A 2,051-nucleotide genomic window follows, 5' to 3' on the forward strand; every position below is an offset into this window, starting at 1 on the left:
GTGGACTCCACCACTCGATTGAGGCACCGAGCCCGTGGATCAACACGAGTGCCGGGGCGTCGCGGGGTCCGTCCTGGCTGACGTTGATGTCGCCGCCGTCGAGATGCAGGATCGAGTCTCCTGTGGCAGGGGCGGTCTGCCAGTTCACCATTGCCGCGTTCGCCAGGAGCAAGCCGACGACCGTGAGCAGGGTTGTCGAGGCGATGATGCGGCGTCGCCGGCGGGTGCGACTCCTAGCCGATTGCTGCTCGGACGAGCGCGGGTGAGTCTCGTCGAGCTGGTTGCCGGGGGGTGGCGATGTCGTCATGAGCCTACTGTCGTTGCCTGCGGCACTGTTGGCTTGAACAAATGTTCCGGTCGACCCGGCCCGGCGTAGCATTCGATGATGCCTTCCAACGTTTGCGGACGTGGCGATGCGACTCTCTGGGAGGTCATCCGGCCCGCGCGGCCTAGCCGGGTGGCCGGTGTCAGCATGGCCGGCTTTCGTGATCGCGGCGTGACCGCAGTCGGCCAGCTGGTGATCCCACACCCTGCGGTGACGCTGGCCTTGGAGTTCGGCTCCGGCCCGCTCATTGTGGACGATGCCGCAGGGCGGCAACGACGGGGAAATCTTGTCGCCGGGCTCGGATCCGGATCCGACGCGTTGTGGGTGCGCGGCGAGAATTTCGAGGCCGTGCAGGTACGCCTGTCCCCGGTCATCGCTCGCCCCATTCTTGGCGTATCGCCGGGCGACCTGAACGGTGCCGTAGTGACTCTGGAGGACGTGTGGGGGCGACAGGCGTCGCAGGTGCGTGAGCAACTGTGCAACGCCTCCTCGTGGAAGGACCGGTTCGCCTTGGTCGACGCGTTGCTCGCCGACCAATGGCAGGCTGGGTCGCGTACCGCAGGATTACCCTTGGATCCGGAGGTGGCCTGGGCCTGGGAGCGGATCCTCGTCAGTCGTGGCCAAGCCCGGGTCGACAGACTGGCGGCCGAGGTCGGCTGGAGCCGTAAGCGTTTGTGGTATCGGTTCCACACGCAGATAGGCGCGGCGCCCAAACGCGCCGCGAAGCTGGTCCGCTTCGACCACGCCATCCACCGCTTGGTCGCGGGTGAACACGCAGCCCGAGTCGCCGCCGCTTGCGGCTACTCCGACCAGTCCCACTTACATCGCGACGTCGCGGCGTTCACCGGATCGACCCCGGCGATCGCAGTCGGTCAACCGTGGCTGGCAGTTGACGACATCGCCTGGCCCGATCCCAACGCGCCACAGCCAGACCGGCGGTCTGCTCGGCCCGACTCAACATCGCCGCAGAGCCGTCGACGGCAGCCACTTCCGAGGCTGGTGACGCCGGATGGCGTCAGTGCGAGAAAGGCTCCAGGCACCCAAATTCAGCAGCCGAGCCGGTGATCTCGACCATGACTCGCTCGGGCCGCACGTCCCCGATCACACAGCCCACGTTCGCGAAGTGAACCGCGTATACCGCACCCGTCGGGGGCGTCTCCTGCCCGGTCGGCGGTCGCATGGCGGTGACCTCGATCGCGTCGGCCTTGATGCCCAGGTCGAGCAGCGCTCGCTGAGTGGACGCCGGCGCGAAGTCTCCAGCCGCGCGTAGCGCCTCGAGCCTGGGCCGGATCTGCGCGGCGAGTTTCTGCCCGGTGCGCTGGTCCGCGGCGGAGAGCTCGTGCCGTTGCTTCCAGCCGTTGTTGCCGGCGTGGTTGGGGAGTGCGCCTGCCTGCGGACCAGTCGGGTCTGCCACCACTGCGGGCGACGCTGGCGCACTCGTGGGGGGTATCGCCTGCACGTCTCCGACCCCGGTGCCTGGTGCCGCGCAGCCGAGCGCTAGCACGGCGAGCGCGGCAGCAGCCGTCGACCTGCTGATCTTCCCTGCCCGCCTCACCGACCCCCGTCGTCTCGGCTCCGAGGATCTGATCGTACGAGACATCGTCACTTTGCCCGGCGGTCGCCCTCCCGCGGCCCATGAAGCAAGCCACTTGAAACTATGCGCAGACACCACCGGCCGGTTGGGACCGCTTCCTCTTTTGCCGTCGATCGGACGCGCCGAGGATGA

General features: G+C 67.9%; 3 protein-coding genes. 1 reads left to right on the forward strand and 2 read right to left on the reverse strand.

Annotated features, from left to right (window positions below):
- Window positions 1–307: alpha/beta fold hydrolase (locus Vqi01_RS30160; RefSeq protein ID WP_372444469.1), on the reverse strand; the 307-nt coding region annotated here is incomplete at its 3' end.
- A 165-nt stretch (window positions 308–472) separates the two neighbouring features.
- Between Vqi01_RS30160 and Vqi01_RS30165 the strand changes: the two genes are divergently transcribed.
- Window positions 473–1,390, forward strand: a complete 918-nt coding sequence (locus tag Vqi01_RS30165; RefSeq protein ID WP_204038529.1) for an AraC family transcriptional regulator — start codon at window positions 473–475, stop codon at window positions 1,388–1,390.
- Here the strand turns inward: Vqi01_RS30165 and Vqi01_RS30170 are convergent.
- Entirely contained in the window at window positions 1,341–1,742 is a 402-nt protein-coding gene (locus tag Vqi01_RS30170) for a DUF6993 domain-containing protein (RefSeq protein WP_239098780.1), read from the reverse strand. The genes Vqi01_RS30165 and Vqi01_RS30170 overlap by 50 nt on opposite strands.
- Window positions 1,743–2,051: the final 309 nt, after the last annotated feature.

Origin of the sequence: Micromonospora qiuiae (assembly GCF_016863555.1) — a bacterium.
In the GTDB taxonomy this organism is placed as follows: Bacteria; Actinomycetota; Actinomycetes; order Mycobacteriales; family Micromonosporaceae; genus Micromonospora; species Micromonospora qiuiae.